Source organism: Phycisphaerae bacterium, from assembly GCA_024102815.1.
Classification (GTDB): domain Bacteria; phylum Planctomycetota; class Phycisphaerae; order UBA1845; family UBA1845; genus JAGFJJ01.
Genome location: JAGFJJ010000026.1, coordinates 22137 through 40686, shown reverse-complemented (window position 1 = coordinate 40686; position 18550 = coordinate 22137). Strand labels below are relative to the sequence as shown.

Below are 18550 nucleotides of genomic sequence, written 5' to 3'. Positions count from 1 at the left end.
ACAGTATTCGAAATGGGCGAAACGCTCGATGCTCTGCATCGCCTTCAGGTAGTCGAACTCGAACTCGCCGCACTGCGACGCGATCGGGAATCGCGGGTCCGGCGGGTCGAGGTGCAACAGAAGGCCCTTCGTCAGCTCGATGACAAGATGGAGCAGCAGCAACGCCTGATCCGCCAGGCCCAGATCCGGCTTGACGCCCTTAACCTCGATCTCGAATCACGCGAATCCACCATCCAGCATCACCGCGAAGCCCTCAACAAGGCCAAGACCAACAAGGAATACGCGGCGATCCTCGCGGCCAAGAACACCGAGCAGGCCGACAAGACCAAAGTCGAGAACACCGTCCTCCAGGCCATGGAAGAGGTTCAGAACCTCAAGACGCAGCTCGAAGCGCTGCAAGAGGAAAAGGAAACCCGACTGAACAGCCTTCGCCAGGCGGAGCAGGCTCTGGCCCATCACGACGAGAAGGACCGACCCAAGCGCGAGGAGCTCATGGCCCAGCGCGATGAGTTCTCGGCTGAAATCACGCCAACGACCCTGCAGACGTTTATTCGGGTCGCGGAACACCTCGAAGGTGAGGCGATGGCGGCGGTGCGCAAGCTGCATCCCAAGAAAGAAGACTATTTGTGCTCGGGATGCAACATCTCGGTCACTCTGGAAGTGGTGAACGCGCTCCAGACCCGTGACGAAATCCAGTTATGCAAATCGTGCGGGCGCATCCTCTTTCTTGAATCTGCGACTTCCCGCGCCTGAGCCCTTTGGTTTCTTTCTCTCCCGGTGAAGAAATTCTGTCCGGCTCGACGCACTCTTCCGGATAAAGCAACGCGTGGATTCGCCGAGGCGTGGGATGGGAGAAAGTTTGCCGGTCCGCCCGACGGTTCGCAGTAGGTTGGGGATCAGGCGCGTTCCTCAAATTCCCGGGCGATCTGGCTGACCGTCGCATCCAGAACGGACGGCCGGTTGTACCGGTTCCGCGCAATACGCTCACGGGCGGCGTGGACCTTCTTGTCGCGCAGAACGGGCAGCTGACCAGCGGCCTTCGTCCAGAATGTGACTTCCGCCCGGCGTACGTCCTCGCCCGTAATCGTCCACGCTACCATGAACTCCTCCATGATTGTCCCGGCCATGACGCGGCCCCCAGGTCCGCGCCCGGTACGAAGGTCACCCCGTACCGAGATTGTCTATTAGTCCATCGAGCGCCCGGCGCATGTTCTTCAGGAATTCGCGCGCGTTCTCGCGGCGTCATCGCCCGGATGCACATGGCGCGGAAAGACCGCTGCGATTGCCGCTTGAAAGACTTGACGAATCCAGCGACGATGACCGATAGGAAGGGGCAAGTCGTTTGCTGGATTTCCGCTTGACAAGCTGCGTGTACAGGAGCAATTCCTTGCGACCCAATGGGGTGTGGTGCTCGATCGGATTCGCCTTGCTTGGTTTGACGTTGGGGGGGTGTGTTTACGACGATCAGGGCTACGAGCCGGACCTTTTACCGCCGGAAGTCGTTTACCGTCGACCCAGCGCCTTGAGCCAACCGCCACGTCCGCCGGCATCACAGCGATCGCGCCGGCCTCGTTCGGCTACGGAGGCCTGGTTTCCGGTGGGTCACCGCATTGACCCCCGCTGGAAGGCGATCGTCGTCCACCACAGTGGTACGCCGACGGGCGGCGCCGCATCCTTTGATCGGTTCCATCGCGAAAGCAACGGCTGGGACGAGCTCGGGTACCACTTCGTTATCGGCAACGGTACGGACACGCCGGACGGGATGATTGAAGTCGGTCCGAGGTGGAACAAGCAAAAGCATGGTGCTCACTGCAAAACCGCCGATAATTTCTTTAACGATCATGGCATCGGCATCTGCCTGGTGGGCGATTTCACGCGAAGGGGACCCACGCCGAAGCAGATGGCGTCGCTGCGGCGCCTCGTCGCGTTCCTTTCGGAGGAGTGCCATATTCCACCCAGCCGCATTTACAGTCACGGTGAAATAAATCACAAGACACAGTGTCCGGGTCGGAACTTCCCGATGTTGGCCTTCCGGCGGTCGCTGACCGGCCCGGTAGCGGCATCCGCGTACCCTCTGCAATAGCCCCGGCACCGGCGTTTTCTGTATTGGAAACTACGGCAAGGACGGCCCGATTTCGGTCCGAGAGTCGTCCAGGGGGCGGTCGTGGACTGGACAAGTTCCGTAACCGAGCATATCGGATGTTTCTAAAGGGGTGTCGGCCGCCCGCCGATTCATTACCGTGGTAGGTCACCGCGCCACACGCGCGGAGGCCGGAAGACGCCCCGTAAGCCGACGAGGAAGTCGTTTCGGGGGCAACCGAAGGACCCTTAACTGCCTATAACTACGGGGGCGAACTCAGGCCAAAGCCTCACGCAGGAGCACGAAGATGAGCAATCGCAGGACGTTTCGTGGGCGGATGATCCGGCTGGCCATGTCGCTGGCCGTCGGCGGATCGGCATTTCAACTGGGCGGTTGCGACCCCGCTGTCCGCGACGCCCTCCTTACCGGGCTGGAGACGACCACACAGAGCCTGGGCTCGACGCTGATCACGGCCTTCTTCCTAAGCTTGGACGATGGGAGCAGTTCGAGCAGCAGCACGAACGGCCTGGCAACGACATAGCACTTGCGCCAAATTGGCCCCGGCGAGCGCCGAATGGCGTGCCCCGGGGTTCTTCATCGTTCCCTAAAGAGCGACCGGCACGCGGAGCCATCCCGCGTGCCGGTCGTGCCTTTTGGGCGATGCCCGCTCGCCGTCACCGCCCCAAAGGAGATTCCAATCGCTGATTCGCCGACCATGTGGGTCAGAACGACGGCACGTACTCCTGATACTCCGGGTACCACATGGCGTCAGCCACGACTTCATCCACCATGTCGTCCGGAATCATTCGCCCCAGGTTGAGCCGTCTCGACTCACGCATGACGGCCGAGGCGATATGCCGGCTCACCTCGCGGAGGTCGCTCTGGTCGGGATAAATGGCGCCGACCTCGAGCCGCTCCGGATGGACGTGCTGGGCCAAGGTCCGCGCCGCCACAAGGAACATCGAGTCCGTCACTTCGCGGGATTCCGAGAGAATGCAGCCCAGCCCCACGCCGGGGAAAATGAACACGTTATTACCCTGCCCGATGACGTGCGTACGACCCTTGTACTTGACCGGCGGGAACGGGCTGCCCGTAGCCACGATCGCTCGACCGTCCGTCCAGTTGATGGCCTCTTCCGGCGTGCACTCGGCCTTGGACGTGGGATTGCTGAACGGAAGGATGATCGGCCGTTCGACGTGCTTGGCCATCTCCCGAATGACATCCTCCGAGAAGGCGCCGCCCTTGGCGGTCGTACCCACCAGGATCGTCGGCTTGAATTTGGCCACGACTTCCAGCATGTCCACTGTATTGGCCGCGGGAATTCCCAGCTCCTTCATGCGGGCGCTGCGCATGGTGAATTCCTGCTTGTGCGCGTCGCGGATCGTTCGCCCCTCAAAGAGCAGGCCTCGGGAGTCGAGGAACACCTGGGCACGTTCGACCACGTCGCTCGGAACGCCGTCCTCCAGCATGGCGCTGCGTACAAGGCGTCCGATTCCCACGCCGGCGGCTCCGGAGCCCAGGTAGGCAATCCGCTGCTCACCAAGACTCTGGCCCGTGATTCGCAGCGCGGACAGAACGCCCGCCACGGCCACGCCCGAAGTTCCCTGGATATCGTCGTTGAAACAGCGGATGCGCTTGCGGTAACGGTCGAGGTTCTGGAAGGCGATATCCTTGTGGAAGTCCTCCCATTGAAGCAGCGCCTTGGGGAAGACATCGGTCACAGCGGCAACAAACGCCTCGATGAACTGCTCGTACGGTGCCCCGCGCAAGCGGCGATGGCGGAAGCCGAAGTAAGCCGGATCGTTGAGCAACTCCGCATTGTCGGTGCCCAGGTCCAGGCTGATAGACAGGGTGTGCTGCGGGTGAATACCCGCCGCGCCGCAATACAGGGCGATTTTGCCGATCGGAATGCCGATGCCACCCGCGCCCTGATCCCCCAGGCCGAGGATCCGCTCATTATCCGTAACCACGATAAGCCGGACATCCGTATTCGTGGCATTGCGGAGCAGGTCCGGGATGCGCTCGATATCTGACGGCGTGATCCACAACCCGCGAGGCCGACGGAAGATGTGGCTGTACTCCTGGCAGGCCCGCCCAACGGTCGGCGTGTAGACAATGGGCATCAGTTCTGTGAAATTCTCCACCAGAACGCGGTAGAACAGCGTTTCGTTCCGGTCCTGGAGCGCCGCCAGGCCGATGAACTTCTCCAGGTCGTCGTGCTTGGCCCGCAGATGCTCCAGTTCAAGCGCCACTTGCTCGTCAACGGAGACAACCTTGTGGGGCAGAAGCCCGTCCAACTGGAACGAGCGCCGCTCTTCCAGTGTAAAGGCCGCATCCTTGTTAAGAATGGGGTCGCGGAGGAGGTGAACGCCGCGCTTGTCGACGGCAATCGGGCCGGTGTTGCTCCGGAGGGTTGAGGCGAATGGCTTGCTGCCCATGGGTGTGCATCCTATCACGAGAGTCGATCTGCCTGACGCCAGGGTCGGCGTCCGTGCCCGCGCGACAAGGGGCGGGTACCGTAAATCCGCCTAGCAAGTCCGGTGCCGGACAAATCGCCATTGAATACCATCCCGAAAACAGTGCTCCGGGCCGAGTTTGGGGGTGCGGAAAAGGCAGCTCCATGGCGTTGGCACGCGGGCTGCAAGGGATCCGTAGGGAGATCCCCGGGCCGGGACCATGTCGGTTTCGTGGCGCTCGAAAGATTGAGTCCATTAACCGCCGTGCGGATAATCTGCGGGGAAGGTGAACTTTGGTGCAGTCATAGGAAGGACGGTGCGATCATGGCAGCCGTGGACCTGGCCCGATCAATGCGCGAAGAACATGACCGTGTGGACGAGCTGGCCAACAGCGTCAGGCAGATTACCGCCGTGATCCACTGGGCCAATTTCCAATCCTGGCTGGGAGAGCTCCGGCAGCGGTTCGAGCACCTTCGCGCTCACTTGGTTCAGCACATGGCGCTCGAGGAGCGAGACGGGTACTTCCTTCCCGTGCTCGAAAGGAGGCCGGGACTTGCCCCGCAGGTGGAAGCGCTCCGCAAGGAGCATGAAGAGATGATGCGCATTCTGGACAACGTCCACCAGGCGGTTCTTGCCCTCCAGGCGACGGACCGGCTTCTCGTACGCGATTGCTGCATTCGGATCAATGCGCTGCTCGGGTTTCTTGAGCACCATGAGAGCGCCGAGAATATCCTGATTTCCACCGTTTTCACCCACGACATCGGCACGAAGGACTGATTGTAGCCCCCCGGGCCTTTTATCGTTTTGAGTGGTCGCGCCGGGTGTCGCTTGCCCGGAACGCGTCTGACGCCACAATGCACGCCAGCCGTGCATGCGCAGATCCCACAAACCGGACTCCTCCTGGCGCTGATGCTGGTCGCCGGACTCGTCGGCGCCTACGTGTCTCGCTACCTGCGCATTCCCAAGGTGGTGGGGTACTTGCTGGCAGGAGCTGCGCTGGGTGCCGGCCTGCGGTGGCTGTTTGATTACAATGACGACGCCGAGGCTCGCGCCGCATTGGATGCATCTGCCGAGCCCCTCAAGACCATCAAGAACGTCGCGCTTGGCCTGATTCTCTTCACCATTGGTGGCGTGTTCGACAAGAACCGCCTGCGCTTGACCGGCCCGCGGATCGCGAGACTCGCTCTCGTCGAGGCCGTGACCGTCGTTGTTCTGGTCTCGTCGGCCTGCTTCGCCTCGGGGCTTCTCGATCGGGCCGGAATGTCCTTCGCCGACCTTGCGGTACTTTCCCTCCTTCTGGCGATCGTGGCTTTGGCCACGGCACCGGCTGCGACCGTTCTTGTTCTTCAGGAGTACGAGGCGAAGGGACCGATTACCAACACGATTCTGGGCCTGACAGGCATCAACAATGTTCTGGCGCTGGTGGGGTTCTACTCCGTCTTCCTGGCTCTGGCTTCGATCGGAGCGATTCCTACGCGGGGGGCGGTGACCCAGAGCCCGCTGCTCGCACTTTTTGCGATGACGGCCGGAAGCATCGTGTTGGGGGTGGCGGCCGGCACGCTTCTCAGCATCGTTTACGCCCGGCTGGCCTTGAGCGAGACACTCCTGATTTTCTTCACGCTTTTCATCCTGCTGGGAACAGGGGAAAACTGGCTGCTCACCCACAAGGGTGTTTCCTTCAATTTTCTCCTGACGGCGATGGTTATCGGGGCGGTATTCGCCAACCTGACGGTTGATGCCCCGAAATTGGAAGCCACCCTGCGCGTCATGGGTACACCGCTCTACGCCGCCTTCTTTGTTCTTGCGGGTTACGGGTTGCATCTCAAGGAAGTGCCAGCGCTGGGAATTACCGGCGTAGCATTCCTGATAGCCCGGTTCGGTTCAAAGACCCTGGCCGGTCGCTGGGGCGGCCGTTGGGTCGGCCTTCCTCCACAAGCCGGCGTGGATTTGGGTTCGGCCATGTTATGCCAGGCGGCGATCGCCATCGGTCTCTCCGCGTTCGCCGAGCACTACTGGGATCATCCTGCGGCATCGCGTTTCGCCACTGTCCTGCTCGGAAGCGTTGTCATCTTCGAGTGCATCGGGCCGCTCTTGCTGAAACGCTGCGTTGTTGCGGCAGGTGAGGTCAAGGCCGTGACGCTGCTGCGTCGATCCGGCGGCGCCGCAGATGAGGGTGGAGCGGTCACGCGGCTCACCCTGGAGTCTTTAGGGCGCCTCGTTGGATGGAAGCGCAGTCCGTTGCGAACGGGAGCAGAATCCCTCGAAGTTCGCCACATCATGCGTCGCAATGTCGAGACACTCCGTGCATCTGAGCCCTTTGACGACGTGCTTCACTTCATCGAACGCTCGACGCATGCCCATTTCCCCGTTGTGCATGACGACGGGACATTCTGCGGCGTAATTCACTTCCACGATGTTCGAGACGTGATTTACGATCCCGTGCTGGCGGGATTGCTGACCGCTGCCGACCTCTCCGATCAGGCGGCCGTGTTCGTCCCGATCGATCTTCCTCTGGACCACCTGATGGAGGAATTCCGGCGGCACAATGTCAGCGTGCTGCCCGTGGTCGAGAGCCTGTTAAATCAAAGGCTGGTGGGCATGGTCGAGCAGCGAGACCTGTTGCGGACCGTTCGCCAGCGGGCGGGCACCTTGTAGAGCGACCGGGTCGACGGTGTTTGGCCACGGCCGCAACGCGCAAATCTGCCAATCTGGCAGCGCTCCGGTCGGAGGGCGCTGTTCTGACAGTCGCATGGAGAACCGCGACCTCTGCACGAGCGCCTCCCATGTGACCGTAAACATATGTATAAAAATAGCTTGTGATTCTGCTGCCCCGGCCCGGAGAGGCCGCCGCTCTTTGGCACCGCGTGTGCTTTTCAGTTCCGGGCGGAGGTCCGGCATGCGGTCTTGAATGCGCCGGGTTCGGCCCGAGCGATTCTCGCTCGGCGAGATCATTCCATTTGTGGATTGGCGTGGCGGCCGCCGGTTGAGCGGCCCCGTCAGAAAGGAGCTGGCAGTCCATGGCGAAGTTGAACATCCGTCCCCTGGGGGACAAGGTGATCGTCAAGCGGGTGGAGGCGGAGGAGAAAACCGCCGGCGGCATCGTTCTCCCCGACAGTGCAAAGGAAAAGCCGAAGCGCGGTGTGATTCTGGCCGTGGGCGACGGCAAGCTGCTGGACGATGGCACGCGCAGCCCGCTCCAGGTCAAGAAAAACGACGAGGTGGTGTTCACCAGCTACGCCGGGACGGAGATCAAGGTGGCGGGTGAGGAATTCATGATCATGGAAGAATCGGACATCCTGGGCGTGCTCGAGAAGTAGTCCAGGCGAGCCGCAGGCATGACGCCTGCCCGATTCCTCAAGCGAAGCAGAAACTCGTAATTCCCCAAGCGAAGGAGTATCGCCGATATGGCAGCAAAGCAGATTGCGTATCAGATGGACGCCCGTGAGGCGATTCGCCGCGGCGTCAAGCAGCTCGCACGGGCGGTCAAGAGCACGCTCGGACCCTGCGGCCGGAACGTCGTGATTGAGAAATCGTTCGGCTCGCCGACGGTAACCAAAGACGGCGTGACCGTGGCGAAGGAGATTGAGCTCGACAACGCGTACGAGAACATGGGCGCTCAGATGGTCCGTGAAGTCGCTTCGAAGACCTCCAGCGTTGCCGGCGACGGAACGACCACGGCCACCGTGTATGCGGAAGCGATTTATGACGAGGGTCTCAAGAACATCGCCGCGGGTGCCGAGGCAATGGAATTGAAGCGGGGCATTGAGGCAGCCGTCGAGACGGTCGTCGAAGAGTTCAAGAAGATGTCCTCGCCGGTCAAGGGCAGCGAGCAGATCACACAGGTCGGTACCTGCGCGGCGAATCAGAATCGCGAGATCGGCGAAAAGATCGCCCAGGCGATGGACAAGGTGGGCAAGGACGGGGTGATTACGGTCGAGGAGGGCAAGACGCTCGAAACGACCGTCGAGCTCGTCGAGGGCATGCAGTTCGACAAGGGCTATCTCTCTCCGCACTTCATGAATAACTTTGAGAGCCTGAGCTGCGAATTCGAGAAGCCGCTCATCCTCATTCACGAGAAGAAGATATCCAACATCAAGGACATGATCCCGCTGCTGGAGAAGGTCTCGCAGTCGGGGCGGCCTCTGCTGATTATCGCCGAGGACATCGAGGGTGAAGCTCTGGCCACGCTGGTGGTCAACAAACTGCGCGGCACGCTCCAGGCGTGTGCGGTGAAGGCGCCGGGCTTCGGCGATCGCCGCAAGGCCATGCTCGAGGACATCGCCGTGCTCACGGGCGGGAAGGCGATCTTCGAGGATCTGGGCGTCAAGCTCGAGAACGTGCAGATGTCGGACCTCGGCTCGGCCAAGAAGGTGCGCATCGATAAGGACAACACCACGGTCATTGAAGGCGGCGGTTCTTCCAACGCCATCAAGGGTCGCATCGCGCAAATCAAGAGCGAGATCGACGCCACGACCAGCGACTACGATCGTGAGAAGCTGGAGGAGCGGCTCGCCAAGCTGTCCGGCGGCGTCGCGCAGATCAACGTGGGTGCCGCGACGGAGGTCGAGATGAAGGAGAAGAAGGCCCTGGTCGAAGACGCGCTGCATGCGTGCCGCGCGGCCGTCGAAGAGGGTGTTCTTCCGGGCGGGGGTGTATCGCCCGTTCGTGCGGCGAAATCACTGGATGGCCTGGTCAAGAAGCTCAAGGGCGATCAGAAGACCGGCGTGGATATCGTTCGCCGGGCGCTATCGGCTCCGCTGAAGCAGATCGCGGCCAACGGCGGGCTCGACGGCTCGATCGTCTGGCAGAAGGTGTCGGAAAACAGCGATGTGAACTTCGGGTTCAACGCCCTGACCGGCGACTACGGCGACATGGTGAAAATGGGCGTGCTGGTGCCGGCCAAGGTCGAACGCGTCGCGTTGCAGAATGCCGCGTCGGTTGCGAGCCTGCTGCTGACGACCGACTGTGCCATCAGCGAGATCAAGGAGAAGAAGGATAAGAAGAGCCCGGCCGGCATGGGCGCCGGAATGGGAGGTATGGGTGGCATGGGCGGAATGGGTGGTATGGGCGGCATGATGTAAGCCGCCGAAGAATCCAATCAGTGCCGGGAAAGCCTGGCGCTGCTTCAATAAATGACCCCGCCGAGGCATGGGCTTCGGCGGGGTCGTCTTGTTTCGTGATCGCCGAACCGAAGGAGCCCGGCTGTACTGGAAATACCGCCTAGCGCTTCGAGAACTGGAATCTGCGGCGAGCGCCGGCCTGGCCGTACTTCTTGCGCTCGACCTCGCGCGAGTCGCGCGTCAGCAGGCCCGCTTCGCGCAGCTTGGGACCGAATTCCGGGTTGACCTTGACCAGAGCGCGGGCGAGTCCCAACACCACGGCGCCGGTCTGGCCGGAATAACCGCCCCCGGCCACGTTGACGAATACATCGTACGACTTGGCCGTATCGGTCACCTCGAGCGGTTGGCGGGCGAGCCCGCGATCGCGCTCGTGGTTAAAGTAGGCGTCCATTTCCTTGTCATTGACTTCGAATTTGCCGGTTCCCGGGCGGATTCGCACGCGGGCGACGGAGGTTTTGCGGCGTCCCAGGCCCCAGATATAGGGGTTATTGAGGGCCTTCTTGGATTTCGCAGGAGCGGGTTGTGTAACAACCGGCTCGCTTGGCATATCCACGGTCGTCATCGGCTCGGTGCCCACGTTAAGAAATTCCTCCTCTAACCAAGGTGATCAAACGCCCAGGGCTGAGGCTGTTGGGCGGTATGGGGGTGACTGGGTCCGGCATAGGCCTTGAGCTTGCTGAGCATGGCCCTTCCCAAGGCGTTCTTGGGCAGCATGCGCCGGACGGTCTCCATCAGGATACGTTCGGGATGTTGCTCCTTGACCCGCTGAAACGGAATCTCGCGATATCCGCCGGGATAGTACGTGTACTTCGGATAGCTGTATTCTTCGTCTTTGCGCCCAGTGACGCGGACTTTCTCAACATTGGTAACGACGACAAAGTCGCCCGTGTCCACGTGGGGCGTATAGGTAGGGCGGTGCTTGCCCATGAGCACTGTGGCGATTTGCACGGCGAACCGCCCGAGAATGCGGCCATCTCCGTCGGCGTGGTACCACTTAGGCTCCACGTCAGCGGGGGTTCTGGCCTGAAAACTACGTAACTTACACTGCGGCATAAGCTTACCTCTACATCACGCCGAACTCACTGCGCGAGAATCGCGTAATGTAGCGGTTTTTTGGCGCCCGTCAACCCCGGCTCTCGAACAGGTTCCCCAGCCCACCGAGGATCGAGCCCTGGTCGTCCTTCCGCCCGCCAGGGCGGATGTTGGCCAGAACCCGACCGGCCAGCTTGGAGAAAGGCAACGACTGGAGCCAGACGGAGCCCGGGCCGCGCAGTGTCGCGAGGAAAAGGCCTTCGCCGCCGAAGATGCTGTTGGTGATTCCGCCGGTCATCTGAATGTCGTAGTTGACGCTCGGCTGGAACGCCACGAGGCAGCCCGTGTCCACGCGGAGTGTCTCGCCGGCGGCCAGTTCCCGGCGGCAAATCGTGCCCCCGGCATGCACGAACGCCAAGCCATCGCCGGTGAGCCGCTGGAGGATAAAGCCCTCTCCCCCGAACAGACCCGCGAGAACCTTCCGTTGAAAGGCGATGCCGATCTGAACGCCGCGGGCCGCGCACAGGAAACTCTCCTTCTGGCAGATCATCTCGCCGCCAAGCTCGTTCAGGTGCATGGGGATGATCTTGCCCGGATAGGGCGCGGCGAAGGAAACCTGCTCGCGCCGGTTGCTGGTGGCGCCGAAGGTGGTCAGAAACAGGGACTCACCGGTGATCACGCGCTTGCCTGCGTCAAAGAGTTTTCCGAAAAAGCCCTGGTTCTTGGAGGGGTCGCCGAAAACCGTTTGCATCTCAATGCCGTTCGTCATGTAAAGCATGCCGCCGGCCTCGGCGATGACCACCTCACCGGGATCGAGCGTGATCTCCACGAACTGCATGTCGTCGCCGAAGATCTCGTAGTCGATCTCGTCGCTGCGGCGCACGCCGGCGGCGCGCGGCGGGGGGGCGGTGCCGGCTTCGATGGATTGTCGCAGGGCGGCGATGTGTCTGGCCTCCGTCCAGTCCGCGACTCCCGGGCCCCAGACGAGCGTTTTAGGCCCACCTACGGTGGGAAGAATGCCTATCAACTCCTCACGCGTAACCGGTCCAGTTGTTTGGCCATCCTTTACGTAATACCAACCTGTATCCGTGCTCATGATTCTCTGCTCCGGTACTCTCGGCGATTGAAAATTCAGCTTGACTTACCCTTATCGCCGCCAAGTTGCGTTGCGGCGGCTTGCGCGTCATTGTGCGGAACGGCGGAAGCATGGTCAATGAAACCGCGGGATTCAGGTGGTCAGAATCATGAGTGATTTGCATATTCTCGTGCTCGACGACTTGGGAATTGACCAGCAAGCCATGCGGTCGCTCATGTCCGACGCTGGTCTGGGTTCGGCGTTTCTGGTTCGGCCGGACCGACTCGACTCGGTGCCGAAGGAAGACGTTCGCGCGATTATCACCGTTCGCACGCCGGTCGGAGAAGCGCTTCTGGGGGGCAAGCCTGGACTGCCCAACGTCGGCGTCGTGGCCGTGGCATTTACTGGTTACGACGCTGTCGATCTTGATCGATGCCGTGAACGCGGCGCCGTGGTGTGCAATGTTCCGAGCTACGCATCGGACTCGGTTGTGGAGTTGACCGTTGCGTTGGCGATTTCACTGCTGCGAGACGTGCCGCGCGTGGAGCGCGAGATGCGCGCGTTCGCGGCGACACAAGGAGACATCGCCCCGTGGTGGAAGGGAGTCAGTCCCGGGCGGCAGCTGGCGGGCAAGACCGTCGGCATTGTCGGAACAGGGACCATCGGCTGCCGCGCGGCCGAGGTCTTCGCCGCGATGGGGTGTCGGCTGCTGGGCTGGAGCAGGACGGAGAAGGCGGTATTCAAGCGGCTGGGCGGCGCGTATGTTTCGACGCCAACGGCACTGTGCGTGGCGAGCGACATTGTCTCACTGCACGTGCCCTTGTCGTCCGAAACAAGGGGTCTGATCGGAGGCAAGGAACTCCAGGCGATGCGCCCGGGGACCTGCCTGATCAACGCTTCGCGTGGGCCGATTGTCGACAAGGTCGCCCTACTTGCCGCTCTGAAGTCACAGGAGATTCGGGTCGCCCTGGACGTATTCGATCAGGAACCGCTAGCGACGGACGATCCGCTCCTTGGTTTTCCCGAGAAGACTATCCTCACACCACATATCGGGTTTCGTACGCGGGAAGCGCTCATGGAGCGTGCGCGCCAGACCTTCGAGAACATCCGCTGTGCGCTGGATGGCAAGCCGCAGAATGTGGTGAACTGATCCGCTCAGCGATCATCCGTCCTGGGCAGTTCATGGAATGACAGGCGGTCGCTGGAGAGGTCGAGCACGGCCACGGTGTACCGCGACGCGCGGCATAGCGCACCGGGATTGATCAGGCGGACACCGTTGAAGCGGGTATCGCTGGCACGGTGAGTGTGGCCGTGAAAGATGTAGTCCACGTCGAGCTGCCGCGGAGCGCTCTCAAAGCCGGGTTCGTGCCCGTGAAATACGGCGATGCGCTTTCCCTCCAGATCGACGCGCGCCGGTACAGACTTGGGCGGGCGCAGTCCCACGGCCTTGAGGTAGGCGGGCGTTATCATGGATGGTTCGTCGGTATTGCCCCAGACGAATGTGCAATCGCGTCCGACCATTTCGTCGAAGACCGCCGGTCCGCCCACGTCGCCGCAGTGGACAATGTGCTCGATCGACAAGCGGTCGAATAGTTCCATGGCCCGGCGAACCCGTTCGTAATGTCCATGACTGTCGGAGAGAATGCCAATGAGCATGGTTCGATGAACGGCGCAGTGCGCTGGCTGGTGGTTACAAAGCGCCCATCCTAACGGCGGCGGGCGCGGAACAGGCCATTCTGTCAAACGTCAGGCGGCAAGTCCAGCGAGAAAAGCGAATCGGGCGGTCCAGGGCGTAATGGGGTATTCACGCCAGCGTGAGCCGGATTCCAGGCAGGGATTTCGCTAAGCGGGTCCGGGAGGTGTTCGGGGAGGGCCGCTGTGCGCCGCAAGAGATGAACGCGAGGACCGTTCAAGTTCGGTGATCATCTGTCCGCGGCGCCAAACGCGGACGTCCCCGGTCGACTCGGAAAGGGTTATCGCAATGGCCCTGGTTCCGGCGGTGATACCTGCGGCGGCTGCGTGGCGCGCACCGAGCCTTTGGGCGAGTTCCTCGCCCGGGGCGGAGGGACGGAGCATAGCGCAGGCTGCGACAATGACGCCGTTTCCCTTGATCACGAAGGCGCCGTCGAGCTTGGCGATCTCCTTAACCGTGTCGCGAATCGTGTCGTCGAGGATGTTGCGCTCTTTCTCAGTGTATCCCCGGAAAGGATTGATCCGTCCTTCGTCGTAGTATTTCTGCACCTGGCGGTGGTCGCCGATCACGAAGATCGTCCCCACCGGTTTGCCCTCGCGGCCTTCTTCGCCCAACTCCAGGGCGACGCGGAGGACGCGCTCGAAGACGGGCTGGCGGATATGTTCCGTGAGCTTTGGCTGATCGACCGACTGGAAGAGCTCGAACTCCTTGCCCACGCGCATGGTAATCAGTGAATCGATTTGTCCGCCGGGCAGGCCGGTCAGGAAGACGAACACGTCGTCGGGCTTGAGCAGTTGTTGCGAGATGGCGATCAGCGAAGCCATCTTGATCTGGCCCATGCGGGAAAGATCGAGGGGCGGTACGGTAAGCGTCTCCGCTCCGACAGCCTCGCCGCGATGGCGCTCATCTTCGTTGCGGGCGACCAGCACGAGTCGTGCCGGCTTCTTGATGGCCGATCGCAGGGCCGCCAAGTCACCCGCGGCGCTGATGTACGCAAAGAGGACACCGGCGTGGGTCTTTCGAACCACGTCGGCCGACGCGGCGATGATGGACGCGGCGATGTTGTTGGCGTTGTCGTTGTCGGGCATCGGCTGCACCAGGCCGGGCTGCGTTGGACGGTCCGGCGACCGCCACTATACTGATCGGCTCCATGAAGACCAAAGTTGTTCTGTCCCTGTTGTCGGCATTGATTCTATGCTCGCTGCCGGTCGGTCGGGCCTTTGCGGCTGATGCCGCCGACAGGTCCGATTCCGCGTCGGTCGAGGCTTTGCCAGAACCCGCAGTCCCAGCGCTGGCTGACCATGAGAAGCTCTTCCTCTCCCGAGTGGCCCGCCGGGCGCTCCGCGATACGGTGCTCGGGCGGGATCCCTATGAGCCGGACTACATACCGTCGTCGCTTCAGGAAAAGACCACCGAGGTTGTTGTCCGGTTGCGGCAGGGGGGATTCCTGCTGGCGGCGTCTTCGGGCGGTCCGGCGCCAATTGCGGATGCCGTTCGCGATGCCGCCGCCGCGGCCGGCAAGAACCTGGCGCAAGTGGTCGAGACATCCGTCGGCGATTCGGCCGAGCTGCTGATTGAGATTGAGGTCGTCGGGCCTGCTCAGGCGATACCCAGCGTCGGCGATTGGACGCAGCCGCGGGCCGTCGATTCGTTCATCGAGCCGGGGGTCCACGGGATGGTTCTGGCGGGGCCATCGGGTACATACCGCTTCTGCCCGACGGAGGTATTTACATCGGACGTGACGGTGGCACAGGGTCTGAGGAGTCTTGCGCGGCAAGTTCAGAAGAATCCCATGGAGATTCCGAAAACGCGGCTCTATCGGTTTCGCACGATTCACTGGTACCAGGCCAAAGCGGGCGCCGAAATCGTGTCGCTGCACCGCGGGCTGGTACTGGTCCCGCCCGAGGCAGTGACCGCGGACGAACTCGACCGGGCCATCGAAGAGCTGGCCGAGTACATGGTCTGGCGGCAGAAGCCCTCCGGGTTGTTCTCGTACGAATATGAGCCGGCGCGGGATGCGTTTTCCGATGAAGACAATCTGGTCCGGCAAGTGGGTGCCACGTTGGCGCTGACGCTCCATGCGCGGGAATCGGGGCTCAGCGCGTCACTCGCGGCGTCCGACAAGGGCATCCGTTATCACCTGCAAGGCCTGCGCGACATTCCGGGGCGTGGTGATGCGGCGTTCATTGCCACGGCCGACGGAAAAAACAAGCTCGGCGTGACGGCGCTGCTGGCGCTAGCGCTCGCACAGCATCCCGATCGGCAAAAATACACCGATGTACGCAGCGAACTTATCGAGGGAATGCTGTGGTTGCAGCGCCCGTCGGGCATGTTCGTGACCGCTTTCCCTCCCGCGGAGAATATCGAAGCGCAGGATTATTTCCCCGGTGAGGCGCTCCTCGCCATGGCCGAGCACTACACGCTCGATCCGTCGGCGAAGATCCTGGATGCGTTCAATCGGGCGATGGGTTTCTATCGGGAATATTTCCGGGGGATCCCTTCGCCCGCGTTGGTTCCGTGGCAGTCTCAGGCCTATGCCCTGATGGCGCAGCACGGTCGGCGCCAGGATTATGCCGGGTACGTGTTCGAGCTGACGGACTGGCTGGCCAAGAAGCAGCTCACGCCGGAGAACTGCACTTGGCCGGAGTTGTGGGGCGGAATCGCCGCCTACCAAAAGGGCAGGGCGGGGGTAGCCACGGCTTCCTATCTGGAGGGCTTTGCCGATGCACTGCGACTGGCCCGGGAGCTGAACGATCAGGAGCGGGTGAAACGCTACGAGAAGATCGTACGTGGCGCAACGCGATTCGTACTTCAGCTTCGCATCCGACCAGAGGAGGCGTATTTTATTCGCAGTCCCAAGAACGCCGTCGGCGGCGTTCGTACCACGCCGGCGCTCGATTTGCTTCGGATCGATCATTGCCAGCATGCGCTCGTGGGGCTGATGAAAGCCCGTCACGCCTTGTTTGACCACGGAGGCTGATGCCGCGTGGCCGGCGAACCCAGCCTATCCCCTTCACGAAGAGAATCCCGGCAGGAGGCCCTTGTCGTCGCGGGGGTACTTGTCGTTGCCATGGCGATCATTGCGCTCCTGGTGCCGTACGCCCTCCCGATGATCGGTGTCGAATTGATCGCGGCGCTGATGATCGTAGTTCCACCCGCGCTGGCCGGTCTCTGGCTGGTTCCCGTGTTCCGGCTCGGTCCGATGCCACTGCGATGGCACCTGCTCCTGGGCGCGGCGCTGGGCACGGGATCGACCTCGATCCTCGTGCTTCTGCTCGGACTGGTTGGCATTCTGTATTCGTACGTCTGGCTGGTCATTCTGCTTCTGATGGGAGTGTCCGGCGTGATCCGCCTCCGCAACTTGTTGGGCGGGTCCGACACAATCGCAGGCGAGCTTTCGCTGCCAGGGCAGAAAGGAACCGCGATCTCGCCCTGGTTCTGGCTCGCGGCTGCCCCTTTCCTCGCAGCGGCGCTGCTGGCGGCCTCCAACGCACCGGGGATGATCTGGCGGCAGGAGGGATTCGGTTACGACGTGCTGGAATATCACCTGGAAATGCCGCGGGAGTACTTCGACGCGGGGCGGATTTTTTACGCCGCGCACAACGTCTACGCGAACTTCCCGGCGAACGTGGAGATGCTCTACCTGCTCGCCATGGTCGTACAACGCGCAACGGTGGATGCAGGCGTGACCGCAAACATGATTCATTTGCTTTTCGCCGGTCTTACCGTGTTCGCTGCTGCGGCTGCGGGAAGGGACCATTCGCGCGGTGGTGCGGTCGTGGCCGGCGCTACAACCACCGCTTGCCTATGGCTCGTCTACCTGAGCGGCCTGGCGTACGTTGAAAACGCGATGCTTTTCTATGGGATGGTGGCGGCGGCGATGCTGGTTCGCGCAGGCGGTTCGGCGGATTCCAGCAGGTCAAATTCGCCTCGCGGCTCGCTGCTGGCTGCCGGGGTCATCGGCGGACTGGCTTGCGGGTGCAAATACACGGCCTTGCCATTGATTGTCCTGCCGCTGGCGGTGATTCCTTTGGCGGTTCCGGCGCCTTCGCTGACGCGGGGACTGAAGCGCGGTGCCATCTTCCTGCTTGCGACAGCGGCGACGTTCGCGCCCTGGCTCCTTAAGAATGCGGCCATGACCGGCAATCCCGTTTTCCCCCTGGCGAACAGTGTATTCCATGCGTCGCCGCCGGGCTGGAACGAGGAATGCTCGGTGCGATGGCAGGAGGGACATCGTCCGGTCGAGGCCGAACGTCCGCCGCTAGCCCGAATGCGGATGCTCTGGGACAGGACGCTCGGAGATCCGCTTCAACGCTTGGCCTGGCCGATCGCGGTGTTGCCAATAGCCGGGTTGTTCGCCCGCCGGCGGGATCGCACGGACGGGGCACTGGCGGCGGTTCTCGTTCTCCAACTGCTGATCTGGATCGTCTTCACGCACCTTTATGCCCGGTTTGCGGTCGTGTTCATGATTCCGCTTCTGCTGCTGGTAGGTCGAGCATTGGGCACGCGTGCCGCATCGTGGCGGCGGAACGTGGCAATGGCTTTGCTACTCGTGAGCGCTGCCTGGGGCATGTTCTTCGCGATGAACTTGTTTCAGTCGGAGGCGCCGGGGGGCGTGTATGGCGGCATACCCGCCTCGGCGATCTATGAAGGCGAGATCCCCGGGTACGAGTATCTTGGCTTTGTCAACGAGGAGCTCCCGGCCGACGCCCGCATCCTGTTGGTTGGTGACGCCCGGGCATTCTACGTTCGGCACCAAGTCGATTACTGTGTCGTGTTCAACGCGTGCCCCTTTGTCGAAGCCGTGCGATCGGCGCAGCGGCCGGATCGCGGTCCGGCCGTCCTCGCGTGGTTGGAGGAAAAGGGATACTCCCACGTTATGGTCCATTGGGGAGAGATTCGGCGGCTGCGGAACTCGGCCTACGGATTTCCTGAGGAGGTCAATCGGGAGCTGTTTGAGGACATGGAAAGGGCAGGGCTTTGCAAGGCGCGGGAATTCAGGTTGCCACGTTCGGAAGCACCTTACATTACCGTATTCTTGGTCCCATAAATCGGTGCCGGCGGCTGTTTTCGGGTGTGGTTGGGTCATTCCGG

The 18550-nt window shown here is 62.1% G+C and carries 17 protein-coding genes; 10 read left to right on the top strand and 7 right to left on the bottom strand.

The window, feature by feature from the left end; genetic code table 11:
* The first annotated feature begins 12 nt into the window (after positions 1-12).
* On the top strand, positions 13-753 hold the full coding sequence (locus J5J06_07005) for a hypothetical protein (protein MCO6436818.1): 741 nt from the start codon (positions 13-15) through the stop codon (positions 751-753).
* 143 nt (positions 754-896) lie between these two features.
* Here the strand turns inward: J5J06_07005 and J5J06_07000 are convergent, their stop codons facing one another.
* A complete protein-coding gene (locus J5J06_07000; protein MCO6436817.1) occupies positions 897-1127 on the bottom strand; it encodes a hypothetical protein in 231 nt (76 codons plus the stop codon).
* Between the two features lie 470 nt (positions 1128-1597).
* Between J5J06_07000 and J5J06_06995 the strand changes: the two genes are divergently transcribed.
* Positions 1598-2083 (top strand): N-acetylmuramoyl-L-alanine amidase, encoded by a 486-nt coding sequence (locus J5J06_06995; GenBank protein MCO6436816.1) that lies wholly within the window; start codon positions 1598-1600, stop codon positions 2081-2083.
* Between the two features lie 304 nt (positions 2084-2387).
* Positions 2388-2621 carry a hypothetical protein gene (locus J5J06_06990; GenBank protein ID MCO6436815.1) on the top strand — a complete coding sequence of 78 codons (234 nt, stop codon included), beginning with the start codon at positions 2388-2390 and terminating at the stop codon, positions 2619-2621.
* A 181-nt stretch (positions 2622-2802) separates the two neighbouring features.
* On the opposite strand, the gene J5J06_06985 is transcribed toward J5J06_06990, so the two are convergent.
* Positions 2803-4518 (bottom strand): NAD-dependent malic enzyme, encoded by a 1716-nt coding sequence (locus J5J06_06985; protein MCO6436814.1) that lies wholly within the window; start codon positions 4516-4518, stop codon positions 2803-2805.
* Between the two features lie 342 nt (positions 4519-4860).
* On the opposite strand from J5J06_06985, the gene J5J06_06980 reads away from it, so the two are divergent.
* The 4 genes from J5J06_06980 (at position 4861) to groL (ending at position 9617) form a co-directional block, all read left to right on the top strand.
* On the top strand, positions 4861-5313 hold the full coding sequence (locus J5J06_06980; protein MCO6436813.1) for a hemerythrin domain-containing protein: 453 nt from the start codon (positions 4861-4863) through the stop codon (positions 5311-5313).
* Between the two features lie 90 nt (positions 5314-5403).
* Positions 5404-7191 carry a cation:proton antiporter gene (locus tag J5J06_06975; protein MCO6436812.1) on the top strand — a complete coding sequence of 596 codons (1788 nt, stop codon included), beginning with the start codon at positions 5404-5406 and terminating at the stop codon, positions 7189-7191.
* Positions 7192-7553: 362 nt separating this feature from the next.
* Positions 7554-7853 (top strand): co-chaperone GroES, encoded by a 300-nt coding sequence (groES, locus tag J5J06_06970; protein ID MCO6436811.1) that lies wholly within the window; start codon positions 7554-7556, stop codon positions 7851-7853.
* 87 nt (positions 7854-7940) lie between these two features.
* Positions 7941-9617, top strand: a complete 1677-nt coding sequence (gene groL, locus J5J06_06965; GenBank protein ID MCO6436810.1) for a chaperonin GroEL — start codon at positions 7941-7943, stop codon at positions 9615-9617.
* A 139-nt stretch (positions 9618-9756) separates the two neighbouring features.
* Here groL and rpsI read toward each other — a convergent pair whose 3' ends face one another.
* From rpsI to J5J06_06950, 3 genes are all read right to left on the bottom strand, one after another.
* Positions 9757-10203, bottom strand: coding sequence for a 30S ribosomal protein S9 (gene rpsI / locus J5J06_06960; protein MCO6436809.1), 447 nt, complete (start codon positions 10201-10203; stop codon positions 9757-9759).
* 47 nt (positions 10204-10250) lie between these two features.
* Complete coding sequence (gene rplM / locus J5J06_06955) at positions 10251-10709, bottom strand: 50S ribosomal protein L13 (protein ID MCO6436808.1); 459 nt, start codon at positions 10707-10709, stop codon at positions 10251-10253.
* Between the two features lie 70 nt (positions 10710-10779).
* Positions 10780-11784 (bottom strand): TIGR00266 family protein, encoded by a 1005-nt coding sequence (locus tag J5J06_06950; protein MCO6436807.1) that lies wholly within the window; start codon positions 11782-11784, stop codon positions 10780-10782.
* 148 nt (positions 11785-11932) lie between these two features.
* Here J5J06_06950 and J5J06_06945 point away from each other — a divergent pair, with 148 nt between their 5' ends.
* Positions 11933-12913: a hydroxyacid dehydrogenase gene (locus J5J06_06945; protein ID MCO6436806.1), complete on the top strand. Its 981-nt coding sequence runs from the start codon at positions 11933-11935 to the stop codon at positions 12911-12913.
* A gap of 5 nt (positions 12914-12918) precedes the next feature.
* On the opposite strand, the gene J5J06_06940 is transcribed toward J5J06_06945, so the two are convergent.
* The gene (locus J5J06_06940; GenBank protein MCO6436805.1) at positions 12919-13419 is read right to left on the bottom strand and encodes a metallophosphoesterase family protein; all 501 of its coding nucleotides are present in this window, start codon (positions 13417-13419) and stop codon (positions 12919-12921) included.
* A 186-nt stretch (positions 13420-13605) separates the two neighbouring features.
* A complete protein-coding gene (locus J5J06_06935) occupies positions 13606-14544 on the bottom strand; it encodes a diadenylate cyclase (GenBank protein ID MCO6436804.1) in 939 nt (312 codons plus the stop codon).
* Positions 14545-14606: 62 nt separating this feature from the next.
* Between J5J06_06935 and J5J06_06930 the strand changes: the two genes are divergently transcribed.
* A complete protein-coding gene (locus tag J5J06_06930; GenBank protein MCO6436803.1) occupies positions 14607-16436 on the top strand; it encodes a hypothetical protein in 1830 nt (609 codons plus the stop codon).
* A 6-nt stretch (positions 16437-16442) separates the two neighbouring features.
* Positions 16443-18506 (top strand): hypothetical protein, encoded by a 2064-nt coding sequence (locus J5J06_06925; protein ID MCO6436802.1) that lies wholly within the window; start codon positions 16443-16445, stop codon positions 18504-18506.
* Positions 18507-18550: the final 44 nt, after the last annotated feature.